This window comes from Edaphobacter sp. FHG110511_03, assembly GCF_059115365.1.
Map to the genome: position 1 here is coordinate 1,531,278 of NZ_JBZYWL010000001.1, position 15,253 is coordinate 1,546,530.

16 protein-coding genes and 1 tRNA gene are annotated in these 15,253 nt (G+C 59.0%); 5 read left to right on the forward strand and 12 right to left on the reverse strand.

The window, feature by feature from the left end; all coding sequences use genetic code 11:
- Window positions 1–43 precede the first annotated feature (43 nt).
- On the reverse strand, window positions 44–1,027 hold the full coding sequence (locus AC5S26_RS06165) for an MBL fold metallo-hydrolase (RefSeq protein ID WP_494183972.1): 984 nt from the start codon (window positions 1,025–1,027) through the stop codon (window positions 44–46).
- 394 nt (window positions 1,028–1,421) lie between these two features.
- Between AC5S26_RS06165 and AC5S26_RS06170 the strand changes: the two genes are divergently transcribed.
- From AC5S26_RS06170 to AC5S26_RS06185, 4 genes are all read left to right on the forward strand, one after another.
- Window positions 1,422–1,778 (forward strand): SDR family NAD(P)-dependent oxidoreductase, encoded by a 357-nt coding sequence (locus tag AC5S26_RS06170; protein ID WP_494183973.1) that lies wholly within the window; start codon window positions 1,422–1,424, stop codon window positions 1,776–1,778.
- Window positions 1,775–1,981 (forward strand): SDR family NAD(P)-dependent oxidoreductase, encoded by a 207-nt coding sequence (locus AC5S26_RS06175; RefSeq protein WP_494183974.1) that lies wholly within the window; start codon window positions 1,775–1,777, stop codon window positions 1,979–1,981. The genes AC5S26_RS06170 and AC5S26_RS06175 overlap by 4 nt, the downstream gene beginning before the upstream one ends.
- Before the next feature lie 32 nt (window positions 1,982–2,013).
- A complete protein-coding gene (locus tag AC5S26_RS06180; protein WP_494183975.1) occupies window positions 2,014–2,259 on the forward strand; it encodes an SDR family oxidoreductase in 246 nt (81 codons plus the stop codon).
- Between the two features lie 257 nt (window positions 2,260–2,516).
- Window positions 2,517–3,080, forward strand: a complete 564-nt coding sequence (locus tag AC5S26_RS06185; RefSeq protein WP_494183976.1) for a DNA polymerase ligase N-terminal domain-containing protein — start codon at window positions 2,517–2,519, stop codon at window positions 3,078–3,080.
- Window positions 3,081–3,350: 270 nt separating this feature from the next.
- Here AC5S26_RS06185 and AC5S26_RS06190 read toward each other — a convergent pair.
- The 7 genes from AC5S26_RS06190 to AC5S26_RS06220 all read right to left on the reverse strand — a co-directional run bounded on the left by AC5S26_RS06190 (window position 3,351) and on the right by AC5S26_RS06220 (window position 9,220).
- Window positions 3,351–3,427 (reverse strand) — tRNA-Pro (locus AC5S26_RS06190).
- 63 nt (window positions 3,428–3,490) lie between these two features.
- Window positions 3,491–3,763, reverse strand: a complete 273-nt coding sequence (locus tag AC5S26_RS06195) for an oxidative damage protection protein (RefSeq protein ID WP_494183977.1) — start codon at window positions 3,761–3,763, stop codon at window positions 3,491–3,493.
- Between the two features lie 87 nt (window positions 3,764–3,850).
- Complete coding sequence (locus AC5S26_RS06200; protein ID WP_494183978.1) at window positions 3,851–6,538, reverse strand: ribonuclease R family protein; 2,688 nt, start codon at window positions 6,536–6,538, stop codon at window positions 3,851–3,853.
- Between the two features lie 41 nt (window positions 6,539–6,579).
- Window positions 6,580–7,434 carry a hypothetical protein gene (locus AC5S26_RS06205; RefSeq protein WP_494183979.1) on the reverse strand — a complete coding sequence of 285 codons (855 nt, stop codon included), beginning with the start codon at window positions 7,432–7,434 and terminating at the stop codon, window positions 6,580–6,582.
- 341 nt (window positions 7,435–7,775) lie between these two features.
- The gene (locus tag AC5S26_RS06210; RefSeq protein ID WP_494183980.1) at window positions 7,776–8,252 is read right to left on the reverse strand and encodes a carboxymuconolactone decarboxylase family protein; all 477 of its coding nucleotides are present in this window, start codon (window positions 8,250–8,252) and stop codon (window positions 7,776–7,778) included.
- A gap of 21 nt (window positions 8,253–8,273) precedes the next feature.
- Complete coding sequence (locus AC5S26_RS06215) at window positions 8,274–8,762, reverse strand: DoxX protein (protein WP_494183981.1); 489 nt, start codon at window positions 8,760–8,762, stop codon at window positions 8,274–8,276.
- A complete protein-coding gene (locus tag AC5S26_RS06220; protein WP_494183982.1) occupies window positions 8,759–9,220 on the reverse strand; it encodes a cupin domain-containing protein in 462 nt (153 codons plus the stop codon). Before AC5S26_RS06220 ends, AC5S26_RS06215 begins: the two co-directional genes overlap by 4 nt.
- A gap of 99 nt (window positions 9,221–9,319) precedes the next feature.
- On the opposite strand from AC5S26_RS06220, the gene pdxR reads away from it, so the two are divergent.
- On the forward strand, window positions 9,320–10,840 hold the full coding sequence (pdxR, locus tag AC5S26_RS06225) for a MocR-like pyridoxine biosynthesis transcription factor PdxR (protein WP_494183983.1): 1,521 nt from the start codon (window positions 9,320–9,322) through the stop codon (window positions 10,838–10,840).
- Between the two features lie 106 nt (window positions 10,841–10,946).
- Here the strand turns inward: pdxR and AC5S26_RS06230 are convergent, their stop codons facing one another.
- The 4 genes from AC5S26_RS06230 to AC5S26_RS06245 all read right to left on the reverse strand — a co-directional run bounded on the left by AC5S26_RS06230 (window position 10,947) and on the right by AC5S26_RS06245 (window position 15,206).
- Window positions 10,947–12,818, reverse strand: coding sequence for a COG1470 family protein (locus AC5S26_RS06230; protein ID WP_494183984.1), 1,872 nt, complete (start codon window positions 12,816–12,818; stop codon window positions 10,947–10,949).
- A 277-nt stretch (window positions 12,819–13,095) separates the two neighbouring features.
- Window positions 13,096–14,169 carry a phosphate acyltransferase PlsX gene (gene plsX, locus AC5S26_RS06235; protein WP_494183985.1) on the reverse strand — a complete coding sequence of 358 codons (1,074 nt, stop codon included), beginning with the start codon at window positions 14,167–14,169 and terminating at the stop codon, window positions 13,096–13,098.
- 39 nt (window positions 14,170–14,208) lie between these two features.
- The gene (rpmF, locus tag AC5S26_RS06240) at window positions 14,209–14,394 is read right to left on the reverse strand and encodes a 50S ribosomal protein L32 (RefSeq protein ID WP_494183986.1); all 186 of its coding nucleotides are present in this window, start codon (window positions 14,392–14,394) and stop codon (window positions 14,209–14,211) included.
- Window positions 14,395–14,456: 62 nt separating this feature from the next.
- Window positions 14,457–15,206 carry a YceD family protein gene (locus tag AC5S26_RS06245; protein WP_494183987.1) on the reverse strand — a complete coding sequence of 250 codons (750 nt, stop codon included), beginning with the start codon at window positions 15,204–15,206 and terminating at the stop codon, window positions 14,457–14,459.
- Window positions 15,207–15,253 lie beyond the last annotated feature (47 nt).

A 15,253-nucleotide genomic window follows, 5' to 3' on the forward strand; every position in this document is an offset into this window, starting at 1 on the left:
CTCTTACGTGATCAAATCCGATACGGCCCAGGCGTAGGGCCGCTTACAGTTCGCGTCCGGGCTCGGCAATGATCACGATTAGCTTGTTGCGATCGAGCACTGTTCCAGCCCAGGTCGCGTATTGGCCAGCCAATCCAATGTTGATGCTTCCGGCGAGGTGCCCCTTGGCATATTCGGTCGCATCCCGCACGTCGAGGATCTGGGCGCCGGAGTCTCCGAGCCGGATCACTTCGTCGAGCTCAACCGGGTGAAGAACCTCTTCCAGATTCTTGTCCAGCGTCGCACGCTCACGAGTGTTCAGGATGGCATCGTAAGTGAAGTATGGCGGAGCGTCGGGCTGGTCAGCCGTGACGAGACCAACGAACACCTTCTTAGACATCGGCTGTAGCGCGTAATTGAAGCGCCGTTGATCTCCAAGCGAAGAAACGGTGTCGGAGGAAAGCTGCTTGCCGCAAAGCGATCCCGCACCATGGGCCGGGTAAACCAGGGTCTCGTCGGGAAGCGTCAACAATTTGTCGTGAAGTGAGTCGTAAAGATGCGCGCCGAGATCGTTAGCTGTCCATCCCAGCGAAGCCCGCAAGTCGGGACGGCCAACGTCCCCGATGAACAAGGTATCACCGGTTAGGACGGCGTGAGGTTTCGCCGGGTTCTTCTCCAGATCGAACACTAGGATCGAGATGGACTCGATGGTATGTCCCGGCGTTTCGAGAACTTGTAAGCGCAGCCCCGGAAATTCGAGCGTGTCTCCGTTGTTCATCGACACAAATGCGTATTCCGCCTTTGCGCGGGCACCAAGATGGATGGTAGCGCCGCAACGGTCGCGCAGCTCCAGATGCCCAGCCACGAAGTCAGCATGAAAGTGGGTCAGGAAGACGTGGCGGATTTCGAGGCCAAATTTCTCAGCGTTGACCACGTACTGATCGATATCGCGCTGTGGGTCAACGATAATCGCGGTCGAACTCGTCTCGTCGCCGATCAGGTAAGAGGCATGGGCCAGGCAGCCTAGATAGTACTGTTTCAGGATCATGAGAATCCCTTTTGTCACCGCAGTGCATAGAGTACACATTCCTGAGAAAGTCGGCGACGAAGACGCCCGCTACATCTCGCGTCTTCATCGGTCATCGAATGTATTGGTAGAGCTGAACTAACCAGAAGAGAAGTTCGGTTAGTGTGTGTCTGGACGTGGGAATAAATCTTCTTCATGCGTGTTGTCCCAAGTGTTGCTGCAGAAGAAATCTGCGAAGCAAGAAATAGACGGTCTCATCCGTTGCCGCCGTTGCTCCACGGATTGCAAGCAGCAGTACCAAAGGGCATTGCCGTGCGACCTGACTGGCCTCGGTCGACAGCCATGATCCTTTCCGACGCGCCTATCTGTCACCCGACGCTGAGGAAAAACAAAGCGAGAGGAGTATGAGCTAGACATGAGCACGGGAAATAACTTGGAATTTGCTGGAAAGGTGGCACTCGTCACCGGTGGAAACGGTGGCATTGGCGCCGCGGCCGCGAGACGCATCGCTGAGCTAGGTGCTCGGGTAGTCATCACAGCAAGGCAGCAGAGCAAAGGGCAACAGCTAGTCAATGACATCAAACGCAACGGTGGATCTGCGGCATTCATTCAGGCTGATCTCAGTCAACCCGAACAGGTGAAGCGGATCGTACCATTCGCTCTCGAAACCTTTGGACGGCTCGACTACGCATTTAACAATGCTGGGATCTCCGGTGAAAAGCGGCTGCTCACAGATCAGACCGAAAAAGTTTTGACCGCGTCTTCGCTGTGAACGTAAAGGCCCTGTTTCTTCTGCTTCAGGATGAGGTCAGGCAGATGATGGCGCAAGGAGAGGGGGGCTCGATCGTCAATACTGCCTCAGTCGGCGGGCTGCTAGCGTCTCCAACCGCCGGCCCCTACGTGGCCAGCAAGCATGCTGTGCTTGGTTTGACCAAATCTGCCGCGATCGAGTGCGGGCGATATGTATTCGGGTAAACGCTGTGAGTCCAGGTGCAGTCAGGACAGAAATGTTGCTCAACGTATTTGGCACCCAAGAGGCGCTCGACGAAATGCGTGCGGTGCATCCTATTGGCCGGATTGGACGCCCTGAGGAGATCGCCGATGCTGTTGCATGGCTATTCTCGGAAAGGTCATCCTATTACACAGGACAATCCTTAATCCTGGATGGCGGTCTTACTGCGCAGCGTCCATACGTGACGCAACCCACCAGCGAGCAAGTTGCTACACAAGAGAGGTCCGCATATATCGACTAAAAGCTGTGTCACAACCTAGAAAGACACCATGTTGATTTCCAATTGTGTTCCGGGTAAATGCTCGATGAGTCGGCTACAGCCTCATCGACGAGCGCTAAGCCCTGTACACACCAGTCGAGACTCCAGCGTCAGATTTTCATCCCAGATCCGCCATCTCGCAAAACGGTACGAGACATGGACTGCATTCTTTTAGGAATCGTCGCTCCGGTATCCTAGAGTATCCGAGAAGAGCTCGATAGGAAGGAGGACTCTGCGGGATGGAAGCCGAAGCCAATCGTCGTGCTCTTCGCGAGCGCTCCTATGTTATGAAAAAACATCATGCAACGCGCCTCCATTACGACCTCAGACTGGAGTGGAACGGAGTGCTGCTGAGCTGGGCCCTTCCGGACGGTCCCAGTTGCTGTGCCGGAGCCATTCGTAAAGCCATCGAGATGAAGGACCATAGCAGAGCGAACATTCTGTTCGAGGGCGTGCATGAGACAGGTCCCATCATGCTCTGGGATCGCGGAGCATGGGAGCCACAATTGGAATCCGACGATATCCAGAGCGCTCTGCATAGGGGCGTCCTGCAGTTTACGTTACTTGGAGAAAAGCTCAAAGGCGGCTGGACGCTCGCTAGGATCGCCAGCGCCAGAAATGCCACAGGGCCTGTTTGGACACTCTGCAAGCAAGCGGATTCGTTTGCCGAAAGCCGCGCCGACAAGTGTGTCTTGGAAGAACGGCCGAACAGTGTCGACACAGGAAAGACTATGAGAGAAATTGTCCGAGATTGGACAAAGCCTAAAGACAGATACCAGCGGCAAACAAGGCTTTTCGACTAGATATAGGGCATGAGAACTCTTCATGGGACCGAACTAGCGGCTACCGACTGGCGCAAGGAGCGACGGCTTTGTGCACAAGCCATTCCCTTGAGCGATCTAACTCATACTTCCCAGTGTCCACTTTAAGCGGACGCTTCCCCTCAAATCAATCTTCAATCGTGGCACTCTTCAAAATAAACCCTGAACAGATGCTTGAAGCCGAATCGCCTATTGGACCTTTACATTGGCTCATCGGATCCGGAGTGATGTCTGAGTGATTGAAAAATTAAATGGTCGGGACGACTAGATTCGAACTAGCGACCTCACCCACCCCAAGGGTGCGCTCTACCAGGCTGAGCCACGTCCCGACTTATTGCCTGCTGTCCAGGCGGACGGCAGCGGGGTTATTGAGTTAAGTGTACACGAGTGGATTACTTGGTGGGAGCGACGTATTCCTTGGGAAGCTCTCCGCCTCCGCCAAAGAAGAACTCGTTCATCTGCTCCACCAGGAACTCCTGTGCCTCTCGGGTCCAGGGCTGCAGGCGGTACTCGTTCAGCAGCATCTTCTGCCGCTCAACCCATTCTCCCCACGCCTTCTTGGACACGTTCTTATAGATCTTCTGGCCAAAGTCGGAGTCAAACGGTGGCTCGTCCAAGCCTTCCATCTCTGCCTTGTACTTCGTGCAAAACACCATGTGAGCCATTCTGTTTCCTGAACTCCTTTGCGTCTTCCATTCTACGATGTCCGGGCCAGTTGCGCCGGGTTCAGCCGCTGCCGATCAGAGTCCGGCCTAGCGCCGCGGTTTGCCCTTGGTCTTTCGGTTGCGCTGTCTCTTCGCTGCCTTTGTCTTGACCTTGGGCTTCCCGGAACGGTTCGGGCTCGAATGTTCCTCCTGTTGACGGTCTTTCGGTCGTCGTAGTGAACGCGGCGCGTTCGTGCCCTCGTATTCGGAGGGCATCAGTGCAAACTGCAGTCGCCGTTGCTGGCGATCGATTCGGTCAAGGAGCACATGAACATGCTGGCCAATCTTGAAGACGCGTCCGTTGCGCCCTCCGACGATAGTCCGGTCGGTATCGCGGAAAAAGTAGCGGTCGTCCTGAAGGCTGGCAATAGGAACCATGCCTTCGATGAAGATCTCGTCGAGCTCGACGAAGAACCCATACTTCGTGCACGAAAGAAGGATGCCGGTAAAGTCCTCGCCGACACGGTCCTGCATGAAGCGAATCTTCTTCCACTCGATCAGCTCACGCTCGGCATCGTCGGCGCGTCGTTCGGCCTGGCTGGATTCAGCAGCGATTGCATCGAGCTCGTCCTCCGGCAGCGGACCTTCCTCCTGCTGCCGCTTCCTCTGCGCGGGCTTTCCTTTGTCGGTCTGTTTTTCACCCCAGGGTTGGGGCTCGCTGCTCAGGATCGGGAAGCCGTTCGGATCGGCTCCATTCTGAAGCAGGTATCGGATCAGGCGGTGCACGATAAGGTCAGGATAGCGACGAATGGGCGAGGTGAAGTGCGTGTAGCTGGGCGAGGCGAGTGCGAAGTGGCCTGCATTCTTTTCGCTATAGCGGGCTTGCTTGAGCGAGCGCAGCATCAGGTACGAGAGGATCCGCTCTTCAGGCTTGCCCTGGATCTTCGCGGTCAGACGCTGGTACATCTGCGGCGTGACCGGAATCGCATCGGGAATCTCGTGAGTCTGCGGGCTTCGTCCGGAGCTGCGCGCGTCGCGACGATCGCCTCGCGTCTGCACGCGCTTCACCGGCAGATTGCTGAAGCCCAGCGTGTAACCGAACTGTGAAGCGGTCTCTTCGAACTCCACGATGCGCTTCGGGTCAGGCGTCTCGTGGATGCGATAGATGCCGGGGATGCCATTGGCCTCGATCCAGTGCGCGACGCATTCGTTGGCGGCGAGCATGAACTCCTCGATCAGGCGATGTGACCAGCCGCGCTCGGAGCGCACGATAGCCTGCATATTTCCCTGCGGATCGAACTGCACGACCGGTTCAGGCAGGTCGAAGTCGATGGAACCGCGGCGCTTGCGTTTGCCGTTGAGGCGAAGCGCGAGCTCGTGCATCTTCTCGAACTCGGGAACAAGCTCCGTGAATTCGAGGCGGGTGACGGAGTCGCCGTCGAGGATCGCCTGCACCTGTGTGTAAGTCATGCGACGTGCGCTGCGGATAATGCCTTCGCAGACTTCAAAGCCGACGACCTCGCCTTTGGTGTCGATCTCCATGAGACAGCTCTGGACGAAGCGGTCTTCGTCGGGGCGAAGGCTGCACATTCCGCTCGAGAGGTCGTTCGGGAGCATCGGAATGGCGCGGTCAGGAAAATAGACTGAATTTCCTCGCAGGCGAGCTTCAAGATCGAGCGCCGTGCCTGGCGTCACGTAGTGACTGACGTCGGCGATGTGAACCTGGAGCTGCCAGTTTCCGTTTGGCAGCGGCTTCACGTAGACGGCGTCGTCGAAGTCGCGCGCGGTCTCGCCGTCGATGGTGACAATGGGAAGTCCACGGAAGTCCTGTCGTCCTGCGAGCTGTTCGGGCGCCAGCGCGTCGACCGTCTGCTTCGCCGAATCTGCCGCCTCGGCGAGGACGTTCGATGGGAAGACATGCGGCAGATGGTGCTTGCGGATGACAATCTCGACATCGACGCCGAAGGCGTCCGGCGGACCGAGAACCTCGATGACTCGTCCTCGCGCCGGCCTTCCCGGCGTTGGGAAGCCAGTGATCTCTACATCGACGGCGAGCCCCTCGAGCGGAGTGAGTGGGTTCTCCGCGGCGGTCCAGCGGCGTTTCTGCTCCTGGGCCTCTTCGCCGAGGACGCGATGAGGTTCCACAGCGGCTTCCGAGACGATCTCATCTCCTTCGAGGATGAGAATCGGTTGTGTCATTCGGTCGTCGAAGGGGGTGACGTAGTTGCCTTTTGCGATCGGCAGATCTTCCCACGGACTGCGGCGGCCGGAGCGCGCGTAGTGGAAGATTCCGACGACGGTCGGGTTGCGGCGCGTGAGCACGCGGGCCACGCGTCCGGAGCGTCGTCCTTCGCGATCTCGGGGCGCTTCGTCGACGAGGACTTCGTCGCCCTGCATCGCACCGTTGAGTTCGTTGGGTGGGATGAAGAGGTCGTCTTCGCGATTCGAGCTTCCGTTGGGGCGGACGAAGGCGTAGCCGTCGCGGTGCAGGTCGATGCGTCCGGCTACGAGGCGGTCGCGGGTGGGGTGCTGCTCGGTCGCGGGATTGTTGTTCCGCGAGGGGCGCGCGGTTCTGGCGGGAACCGAGGAGGGGAGGCTCCAGTGATCTTCGTCGATCTTGATCAAGGCTCCGCGGGCGGTGATGCGGGCGAGTTGTTCGAGGAGGAGGCGGCGTTCGCGTCCTCCTCCGAGGCCGAGCTCGCGGATGAGTTGCTTGTAGCCGGCGCGCTGTCCGGCCGAGCGTTCGATGCGTTGAATCAGTTCGCGGTCGGTGTACTTATAAGGATGCCCGGACATTTACCAAGGATAGCCTTGAGGGGAGGATTGCGGGTTGGCGATCAGCGACGCGCTGTCTGCGGGCCGGGTTCGCTGCGAAGGAGAGTGGCTGCCTGCTCGAGGGTGGTGGAGGGCGGCGTGGGCCGGAAGTCGCTTTTGACCTCGTCTTCCTGCTCGCTGATGGTCTTGAAGAGAAGGATGTGGCCCTGGATATGGACGTGGGATTCGGTGATCTGCCAGATTTTTGGAGCCAGAGCACGGCGTTCGACGTTGAATGTTCCTCCCTCTTCCATCTTGCCGAAGATACCGTAGCCGAACTTCACGTCGCGGATGAGCTTGCCGGAGATGCGCTGGATCCTCTTTTCAGGCTTGGAGACGAGAATCTCCCCGGCCATGGCGGCGAAGACGCGCGATTCCATGGTGGGTGGTTTGAAGTCAGGATTTGGAACGAAGGAGAGGGTTGTCGCCTCCGGCGCTTCGCCCTTGATGGTCCAGAGAAACGCGTCGGGAAGCATGCGGAGCATGTCTTCGGCCCGCTTGTCGTCCTGCTGGCTGTCTTTCTCTTTTTTGGCCTGCTGTGAAGGATCGTGGACGAAAGAGTCGATCCGCTGGTTTTCCTTATCCAGATCGGCGGGGCTGAGTTGCTGCCCATTCCGGCGGATCATCTTCTTGACCGAGCCATGATCGGTCTCGACGACCTGATAGACAAACTCGCCGTCGGCCCTTCGGACCGTGGATCGATACTGCCAGCGGGAATGGTCGGCCTTGTCGGCAGCCAACTCGATCTGGACAGCAGCCTTTACGAGTTGCTGCGTGTGCGGATCCTGGCTTGTCTGAGCGGGAGAGCTCGAAGCCAGCAGAAGACCTATCGAGAGAACCGAGACAACCACAGTGCAGCCAAACGTGCAGGATTTCATTCCTTTTATGTTCCTTCTTCCTTTATGTCTAGGATGCTATCCAGAAGGCTCTCGTTAGCGCATCGGGAGACCCATGGTATACGTTTTTGTGCAAAATATTCATTTAAAAAGAGTTAGGTCCGGACCCCCATTCCAAGTCTTCATAGGAAATAACTTACGTGTAAGTTCCTGATTTAAATAGTCAAGGCCCAGCATCTTTGCTGAGCCTTGTTTCCTAATTTCCAGTTGTTTCTAGTATACCGTCTCGAGCAGATCTTATCGGCACCCGAAAGATCGCTTATTTTCTTATACTTATCCGTGATTCCGGCTTGACAGGAGGCCCGAATCCCAGCTGGGGAAGATCAGGCTGATACGGTCTCGTGAGTCTGGGCAGGCTGATAGGTTCCGGGGGGCGTGCGGCCCGCGATGGAGATCCGGTTCCAGGCATTGATGGCGGCGACTGCGAAGGTGAGGTCGGAGATCTCCCTTTCGTTGAGGTGTGCGGTCGCCTCGGCATAGGCCTCGTCGGAGGCATGGCCTTGGGTGATGAGGGTGAGGGCTTCGGCCCAGGCGAGGGCGGAGCGCTCGCGGTCGGTATAGTAGGGGCATTCGCGCCAGGCATCGAGCGAGTAGAGGCGTTGCTCTTCTTCGCCGATGGCGCGGAGATCCTTCCAGTGCATGTCGAGGCAGTAGGCGCAACCGTTGATCTGGGAGACGCGCAGTTTGACTAAGTGCAACAAGCCTTCTTCGAGGCTGGACTGGGAGAGATATTTTCCAAGAGCGAGCATGGCCTGGTAGGCGCCGGGGGAGAGTTTGGAGTAGTTGAAGCGAGGCTGCATGGTGAGTTTCCTTTCCGATGGTCAGGGTTGAAGGGCTGGTTTGCCGCGTTCCGGATAGACAGCGAGCAGGAGGGCGCAGGCGGAGGCGGAGAACACCGAGTAGTCGAGCGGTGATTTGATTCCCGCGGTGATTGCCATGGTGGTTCCGAAGAGGGCCAGCAGGACCGCCGACCCCATGGCGATCCAGCGGGGCCACCGCGGGCGCCGGGTTGAGACGAGACAGAGCACGCCGCTGACGATAAGAGCGAGGGCAAGGGTGATCTCAAGGATGGTCGCGGACCAGGCGAGCAGCGGGATGGTTGAGGCTGGCATGAAGAAGTTGAGTTCCGCTGTGCGACTGAGGAAACCGGGGGAGAGCTTCATTCCCGGCTCTCCGCGCCAGAGCCCGAAGCGGGAGGCGACCGCGGAGAGGAAGGCGGCACCGATCGCGATGCGCGCGTAGAAGATCGCAAACGCCTCGCCCTTTGCACTACGGAAGATCTGCGTCTCTTCCGTGCCGGGTGAGGTCATGGTTGCGGTCCTGTGGGTACGGGGCTGGTGAGTGGGGCCTGGTTGTCGCAGACGAAGGTCGCGAGGAAGCGCGCAGGCAGACTCTGGCTTGCGTTGGCAGAGAGGAGGTGTACGCCATTCGGGGCCTCGTAGAAGCTCTCTCCAACGCGGTAGATTTTTTCTTCTCCACCTTTGACCTGCATCCTGACGGCACCTTCGAGGACATAGCCGATCACAGGGCAGGGATGACTGTGTGGTTTCGACTGTTCCCCGGGACCATAGTGGACCTCAACGAGGTGGGCGGTAAGGTGGTCGCCGTTGAGCTTCGGCAGGGGTTGGGAGATTACGTTTCTGGCATGCGGAGCAGGCGCCTGTGCCTGGACGGCTTCATGAGGCCGCCGAATCACAGCCGCCTCAATGTGAATGGGGGCATACATGATGAGAGCGAAGATATAGGCCCAACTGTCGAAACCAGTCATGTTGTTTTCTCCCTTGCCGTATGGCAATAGTAGAGCAGAGTAGACCGGGCCGGAAGGTCCATTTAGGCTGGTTTTGCTGTACCGCTTTCGAGAGATGCGATGACGAGACGATCGGGGCTGACGGAGATTTTGCTAGGTGAGCGCGGCGAGGACGAACCGGCTTACCGGTGGCTGTATCGCGCCTTGCGACGCGAGATTTTAGCGGGAAAACTGCGGCCGGGAACGAGGCTGCCGGCGACGCGCGACCTTGCCAGGGAGCAGGGGCTTTCGCGTGGAACGATCGTGACCGCTTTTGAAGAGCTGAAGTCCGAAGGGTACATCGAGGGCAACACGGGGTCGGGAACGTATGTGAGCAAGGTTCTGCCGGAGGAACTGTTGGAGGTACGCCGTGACGGCGCCGGGAAGAGCGAGTTGCAAAGACCGAAGAGACGGTTTTCGGAGTACGGCTCCTCCGTCAGAATGTTTCCCAGTCTTCCAGCCCGGCCCATGCACGCGTTTCGTTCGAATCTTCCCGCGGTGGATGAGTTTCCGACGACTCTATGGGCGCAGATTGCGAATCGAAGGATGAGGCGAGCCTCCACGACGATGCTGACGGGCTGCGAGGCGGCGGGATATAGACCGCTGCGCGAGGCGATTGCCGCGTATATCTCTCAGTCTCGCGGCGTGGTTTGTGCGGCGTCGCAGGTGATCGTGGTCTCCGGAGTGCAGGAGGCGCTGGACCTATCGGTGCGGCTGTTTGTGGATCGGGGAGACCGGGTCTTTATGGAAGATCCGGGATATGTCGGCGCTACGCGAACCTTTGAGGCGGTGGGGGCGAAGATTCTCTCGCTGGGGGTGGATGAGGAAGGAACAAAGCTGCCGGGAACACGGCAGACAGCGAAGCTGGCCTACCTGACACCTGCGCACCAGGCTCCGGTGGGCGTGACGATGAGTCTGACGCGAAGGCCGGAGATGCTGGAGTGGGCGCGAAGGGTTGGGGCGCTGATCTTTGAGGATGACTATGACGGTGAGTACCGCTACTCGGGAAGGTCGGTTCCGGCGTTGCAGGGACTGGACCGGAACGGCGTGGCACTGTTTGCAGGGAGCTTCAGCAAAATACTGTTTCCGTCGCTGAGGCTGGGGTACGTGATTGTGCCGGAAGACCTGGTGGAGAGATTTGCGGCGGCGAAGTCGATTCTGAACCGGCATGCTCCGCTTCTGGAGCAGACGGTGCTGTGCGAGTTCATTGAGGCAGGTCATTTTGGGAGACACCTACGCCGGATGCGGGAGATGTATTCGGAGCGGCTGGGAGTTCTGCTGGAAGAGGGGCGAAGACAGCTGAAGGGTGTGATGGAGATCTCGGAGATCGAGGCAGGACTGCAGACGATGGGATGGCTGACCAAGGGAATCGATGCGAAGGCGGTGGCGAAGGCAGCTTTCGCGAGAGGGGTCGATACGATTCCGCTGGAGGGGTTCTATCGCAGTGCGCAGGAGCTGGAAAAGAGGGAACGAGATGGATTGCAGATGGGATTTGCCGCGGTGACGCCGAGAGAGATTCGGCGGGGAGTCGAGGAGCTAGCACACGTCATCGAAGGGATGAGATTGAATCGGAGCGTGAAGGAGGCGTCACACAGGGGATGAATCTGTGACTGTGTGACGCCTGAGTGCGGGAATTAAGTTATGCGGTTAAAGTTCGGCTACGTTTGGAGCAATCGAGCAGTGTTCCGTACATGCAATCGCAGACTGGCTAGTGAACTACGAGCGAGACGGCGGTGAAGTGGTAGAGGTTTCCATCCCTCGCTGTGATGACGAAGATGTAGATCCCGGGGCGAGTGGAAGGCGAGGTTGCGACCGAAAAGGTGGTTGAACCGGAGCCTCCCGCGATGGTGTTGTTCGCGAGCTGCGCGGTGGCTCCAGGAGGCAGCCCGATAGCAGAGAGTTCGACATCGTCGCTGAAGCCATTGGCCGGCGAGACGTTGACGGTGTAGTTGGCAGTCGCACCGCGAGCTACAGCCTGCAAGACTGGCGTGGCTGCGATGTTGAAGTCGCCATAGCCGATGGCGGCCAGAGCAGCGGGGCCCTTCCGTTCGGAGAGCTGGGCAAGGTAGAGGCTGTTGGGAGTGACGAGAGAGCCGAGTGAGTCGTAGTCACCATCGGGGACGTTTCCGGTGACCTCGGAGGAGCCGGTGGACACCTTCGTGCCGACGCAGCCGATGCACCAGTTGGTGCCGCCGGGAAATCTCTGCACGACGAAGTAGGGAGTGGTCGCGTTCCAGGCGATGGACCAGCCTGCAGCCCAGCCCTGGCCGGAGCCGTGGTTGCCGCGATCCTGATAGGCGATGCCGGTGGCTCCGCCATTGGGATTTTTGGGAGCGGCGGGGAGGACAGCGTTGTCGGCGAGCATACCGGTTCCCCAGCGCTGGTGCGGAGCGATGCCCGCGGCCTGGGTGCTGTAGAAGTTGAGCAGGACGATGGGGCCGGTGACGCGGCTCTGCATGACCATGGGCCATTCACCTACGGCTCCAATGGACTGGCAGCGGTTGAGAAAGATCTCGGTGCCGGAGATTCCGAAGTCGGCCATGCGATCGCCGGTGTGAGTGACGGTGTGGTTGTTGATGACCTGATCTAGCGTGACAGCCTTCACATCGTTGGAGATGGTGACGGTGTTCTGAGTGTCCTGAAAGTAGACATCCTTCATCCAGGAGTTGGTGGTCGCTTTCATCTGAACACCGAGGAACTGCGGGAGGCTGATATCGGCGTTGAGAGCCGGTGCGACTACGCGGAGATGCTCGATGCCGACCTGCGAGATGCGGCCGGGGAAGGTGTAGCCGACGATGGAGCCGTTGACGTATTGCGAGTCAAAGGAATCGGTGAGGGGAGCGTCGAAGGTGATGCGATTGCCGTTGATGGAAGTGATGACTCGATCGGTGTTGACGATGGTGCCGGGGCCGATCCAGGTCTGGGCATTTCCGGAGCCGTCCTTGAGGAGATCCATGCCCATGGAGTGGATCCATGCTGGAGTGACGGGGCGCTGGATGAGCACGGTCTGACCCGCCTTGAAGCTGGAGGGATCGGCGACGGTGACGGCGTGGCCTCCGGAGGGAACGAAGGTGTCGGTGATGGGTTGCGGCGTGCCGGAGGTGACCCAGGTTCCGGTACCCACAACGCTGAAGGCGAGGAAGGGATTGCCGGTCATGGTGAGGATGGTTCCGGTTGCGTCCTCGGCTGAGCCTGCGCCGCGTAGGGTGACTCCGCTGACGTTGAAGTTGAGTGGAGCGGAGATGGTGTAGTTTCCGGCCGCGAGTTGTACAGCGCCCCGGATGCCGCGGAAGTCTGCTGGGAGTGCGGCGACCTGATTGATGGCCGCCTGAATGTTGGCGGTGTCATCTGCGCCGGAAGGGCTGACGTTGACTTTGACAGGGACGGTGGGGAGAGCGACGCCTCCACCCTGGTAGCCCGCCCAGGAGAAGTCGAGGATGGTGTTGCCGAGGCTGTCGGGAGTGTATTGCAGCTTGTGGTTGGAGTCGTAATAAACCCAGGTGGAGGGATTCTGTGCAAACAATGCCGGAGAGATGGCAAGGAGGACGGCGGGGAGGAGGGCGGAGATCTTACTCAGCATGGAACCACCTTCTGAAACGGGGAATGGCGATACGAAGGGACTCGATGGGGAAGGGAGGTTCTCGGAAAAGAGGCGACTTCGCGGCATCCCGGAGGGCTTTCTTGCTGCCAATCTCCATGGTGGTTCATCGGTTCAGGAGAATCTGTGAACGCGGAGAACTTTATGAATCCGGAAGCCTGGCTGTCAAGAGAATTTTCAGCTTATGAAATACAGGATTCACTCTTGAAACGATGTTTGATTCGCAAGCAGCTTCGGAGAACGAAAGAGTTTGGTGGATCTATACTTCGGCGGCAGAGGAGAGGAGGGCGGTTTCGATGCCGGAGTTGACCTCCGCGTGGGCGAATTCAGCGGCTACGCGGATTCCGTTCATGATGGCTTTTTCGTTGGAAGAGCCGTGGCCCACGATGCAGACGCCGCGGACGCCGAGTAGAGGAGCGCCGCCGTACTCAGAGTAGTCGAGACGCTTTTTGAAGTCGTCGAAGGCGCGGCGGGAGAGCAGGGCGCCTACCTGAGAGGTGACGGTGGACTTGAGAGCTTCGCGGAGCATGCTGCTCATGAGTTTGACGATTCCCTCGGAGGTCTTCAGAGCTACGTTGCCGACGAAGCCGTCGCAGACGGTGACATCGCAGTTGCCGTTGAAGAGGTCGCGGCCCTCGACGTTGCCGATGAAGTTGATTCCGGACAGGGCGCGGAGGAGCGGAAGGGTATCGCGGGTGAGGGCGTTGCCCTTGGAGTCTTCTTCGCCGATGGAGAGCAGGCCGACGCGCGGGTTGGCGATCTTGAGCACATTCTGGGCGTAGATGTGGCCCATGACGGCGAACTGAACGAGGTTGTCGGGGTCGGAGTCTACGTTTGCGCCTACGTCGAGGAGAAGCGATGGGGTGCCGCGAGAGGTCGGGACGATGGTGGCGAGGGCAGGGCGGTCGACTCCCGAAAGCATGCCGAGAACCATCTTGGCAGTGGCCATGGCGGCTCCGGTGTTGCCGGCGGTAAAGAAGCCGGCGGCCTTGCCGGGGCCGGAAGGGGTGTTGGTATGAGCCGGTTGCGTTTTGTGGGAGACGAGGCCTTCGCGAACCATCTTCAGGCCGACGCGCATGGTGGAGTCACGCTTGGTGCGGACGGCCTGCGCAGCCTTGTCGTCCATGGTGATCCATTCGGAGGCCGGAACGATGTAGATAGGAAGATGCTTTTGATGGCGGACGTGCTGGCGCAGGACGGGGCGCAGGATATCTTCAGGGCCGACAAGGTGGACTCGGACGTCGTAGTGACGTGCAGCGAGGACGGCCCCGCGGATCTCAGGATCGGGGGCCTTGTCGGAGCCCATTGCGTCAACCACGATGTCGATTGGCATCAGGAAACGATAACAGGGTTCTTACTGAAAGACGGGTATTTAGCTGGCTTCCTTGACCGAGAGGACATCACGGCCCTTGTAGGTTCCGCACTTGCGGCAGGCGCGGTGGGGCAGCTTGCGCTCGTGGCAGTTCGGGCACTCGGAGAGTCCGGCGGGGGTGAGGAAGTCATGGCTGCGGCGCTTGGCGGTGCGCTGCTTGGAGTGGCGCCGTTTTGGATTAGGCATTGCAGTATCCCTTTCAAATCGCCCGTGCCCGACAGGTGCGGGAGACGAGGCACAAACTTGGTTTAGTGCTTGACCTCGATCTTGTCAGCCAGACCCGCCAGAGCATTCCAACGCGGATCAGACGGTGTCTGTTCGCAGGAGCAGATTGCTAGGTTCTGGTTCTGACCGCAACGAGGGCAGAGGCCCTTGCAGTCCGGTTTGCAGAGGGTTCGAGGGGGCAGGGAGAGTAACACCTGCTCGCGCACGACATCCTCGAGCAAAAGACCGCTCTCTTCATAATACCCGATTTCGGTCTCGTCGGGGGTAATTGCGTGTTCTCCCATCTCGCTATCGGCCTCGGTGGGACGGAAGACGAGGTCGAAGTCGCCGGAGAGGGTTTGAGGGACGGGCTCGACGCAGCGGGCACAGAGGATCTCGAAGTCTCCCTTGTAGGAGGCGCGGAGGCGGATGTCGTTGACCTGCGAGTTAGCGCCGCGCTCTTCGCTGCGGTGCTCAATGAGCAGGTCGGCCTGGCCTGTTACCGGGAGCGGAGAGACCTGGCGGATGTCGGGGCCGTATTCGAGGATACCGGGAGCGATGGTCTCGTCGATTTCTAGGGGTTCGTCGAAGAGTTGGACCGGGGTAATGAGCACGTATTTAAGCGTAGGACTTTGCCGGGGCGGGGTCAACTGGCGGTTGGCAGGCGGTTGGGTGGCGGCGGCAAGGGTGTTCCCTTTGGTTGGAATCTCGGGCGGTACGGGCGAAATATAGGGATTCCTCGACTCACTACGCTCGCTCGGAATGACGGTTGGGGGAGTACTTGAAAAAAGCAATGGAGAAAATATTTCTCATTTGGTACAGACAAGCATGGGGAGGTTGC